At 49.7% G+C, this 1,726-nt stretch carries 2 protein-coding genes; both read right to left on the reverse strand.

Annotated elements, in window-relative coordinates:
- Positions 1 to 345, reverse strand: a 345-nt coding sequence (locus BZG83_RS16415) for a hypothetical protein (RefSeq protein ID WP_131825120.1), incomplete at its 3' end; no start/stop codon positions are given.
- 112 nt (positions 346 to 457) lie between these two features.
- A partial coding sequence (locus BZG83_RS16420; protein ID WP_131825121.1) for a TonB-dependent receptor occupies positions 458 to 1,726 on the reverse strand: 1,269 nt, incomplete at its 5' end.

Consider the following 1,726-nt stretch of genomic DNA (forward strand, 5'->3'; position numbering starts at 1 on the left):
GTGTTGCCAATGTGCTTCTGCTCGCTGTACATAGGCGTCAGACTGGCTAACACGTGATGCAAAGCGGTCGAGACGTTCGCCACTGACCTCAGGCACTGATTGCGCTATACGGTAAACCGCATCGGCAAAGGTAGTAGGGGCAGTTTCACCGTCGCTACCGCGCCACAGTATGTCACCTTGATAACGATGACGGCCGGCTGCTGAGGTGTAGGTGAGCGGTAATAATAATTCGCCCTGCTCACACGGGAAACTGGCGTGGTCAGGCTGACCTTTTATCACCCGCGTGTGCGGGTGCTCGACAAACAACGCATTGAAAAACGCATTCAAACTCAGGGGGTGTGTCATGACAACTCCTTACAGACACGGGCTTATTGGGGCAATGTTGTTGTGCAAATATGGGCTAAAAAAATWGGGAGAAAAGGCGCCCAACGAGGGTTGGGCGCGAAAAGGAATACAATTAAAACGTGGCGCTGTAGCTTAAGCTAAAGGTGCGCCCCACACCGGCGTAGTCAAACATGTCGGCGCTAGCGAGGCCGCTATAGACTTTCTGGGCTTTTTGGCTCCAAATCGTTTGATAGTCTTTATCAAACAAGTTTTGGATGCCGAAATTAATTTGGCCGACCGGCAACGTGTAGTAACCATTGAGGCCGACAAGCTCATAGCCCTCAAGGCGGTCGCCATCTTCATCAGACAGATCGCCAACGTGTTGGAGGTTGAGCTCTGTACCCCAATCGAAGTTATCGTAACCCACTGCCGCCATCGCGGTAGAAGGGCTCGCATTGTAGATACTCAGCTCATCCCAATGGCCACTATTCTTGATTTCGCTCTGCACTAAGTGGCCCTGTGCGCGGCTATACCAAGTGTCAGTGAGGTAGTATTTGATTTGCCCTTCGAGGCCATAGATACGCTGTTTGTCACTATCTAAGGTGACATCGAGATCGTTGTTGTACTTGTACGACTTGTCYGAAATCGAGTAGTACGCGGCGACTTGCGCATTGTAGTCTTGTTGCTGAGTGCGCCAGCCTAGCTCAAAGGAGTTGGTTTTTACACCGTCCAATTCCGTGTTTTGAACACTCACGCTGTTGGTGAGGGTACCGCCTGAATATTTGCCTTTGCCGTAGAATTTGCCTGGGTCCGGCATATTAAAGCCTTGACTAAAGTTAGCCCAAACTTGTTGGTTGTCGGTTAGGTCGTACTTTAGCCCCGCATTCGCAAGCCAAATATCCTTGTCTGTGGTGCCGCCTGGGATGGCATCCGCATCTGGTAATAAGCCGAGTAGAATATAGGCTTGCTGGGTGAAGCCGATAAAATCACTGCCTTTGTACTTGGTGTACTGGTAGCGCAATCCGGCAAAGGCATTTAACTTATCGTTAACGGCCCAGTCTGCTTGAGCAAACACACCGGCATTTTGGGTATCAAAGTCAGGATAACGACCGATCGTGCCCTTTTTCTCAAACTCTAAACCATGACTTGTTGCACTGGTTGTTGAATCATAGACGTATTGCTTGGCGCGGAACTCTTCCTTGCTGTAATCCAACCCATAGTTCAGCGTGAGGTTATCCCAGTTTTTCTCCAGTAAGACTTTTAGGCCGTAAACATCGTTGCTTTGCTCTGAGCCGCTAAATAGACCGTTACGCGGAAACGGGAAATAGCCGAAGGTTTCTTCTCGATAATAGGCTTGCGCGAGTAAGGCATGATTTAGCACATTGGTATGGCTATATTGGGT

The sequence above is a fragment of the Salinivibrio sp. PR919 genome, from assembly GCF_001995355.1.
In the GTDB taxonomy this organism is placed as follows: Bacteria; Pseudomonadota; Gammaproteobacteria; order Enterobacterales; family Vibrionaceae; genus Salinivibrio; species Salinivibrio proteolyticus.